Raw genomic sequence first — 595 nt, forward strand, 5'->3', positions numbered from 1 at the left:
CCCTCACGAGGTTCTCTCGCAACCGCCCCCATTGCCTGCGACGGCTTCACGGTCGAAATGCCGCTTATCACGCTCGGACTGTGGCTGGACGGGAGTATCGTTAGCCCTATTGCCGGTCGTCGCCGGGGCGGGAGCCACCCGCCCGTGATAGCCGACTGTATATCGCTCCCCGCAATGCGGATTGTGGCGCAGCCGCTAATGTGGCTCATGCTTTCGCAATGGCAATAGGAATGTGCTTGATGAATGGGTATTCGGTTGTCAAGGATCACACCCGTTTGCCGAAAAGGAAAACAGGCAGAGAGTTTTCGTACCTCTCCACCTGTTTCCTCACTTAAAGGCTATTTGTGTAGTCTTAACTCAAAAATTTTTGAAAAACTTTTTGAGCTTTTCCACGGCGATGTCTACACTGAATTTCACTGCCCGTTTGGTGCATCCCTCCATTTCTGCAATCTGCTCATAGGTCAAGCCTTGAAAATAGTAGAGGATCAACCTCCGCTTTTGTATTTCGGGCAGTTCAGAGATCGCCCTATGTAACTGCGCATATTCCATGCTTTGCAAAGCGCTTTCTTCGACCGTCGCCGGGCGATGCACGGCT

General features: G+C 52.1%; 1 protein-coding gene. It reads right to left on the reverse strand.

Annotated features, from left to right (window positions below; genetic code table 11):
• Nucleotides 1–357: 357 nt before the first annotated feature.
• Nucleotides 358–595 (reverse strand): RNA polymerase sigma factor (locus QVO51_RS05760; RefSeq protein WP_288167911.1); only part of this gene is annotated, 238 nt, incomplete at its 5' end.

This window comes from Ruminococcus sp. CAG:379, assembly GCF_000434255.1.
GTDB classification, from domain to species: domain Bacteria; phylum Bacillota; class Clostridia; order Oscillospirales; family Ruminococcaceae; genus Ruminococcus_F; species Ruminococcus_F champanellensis.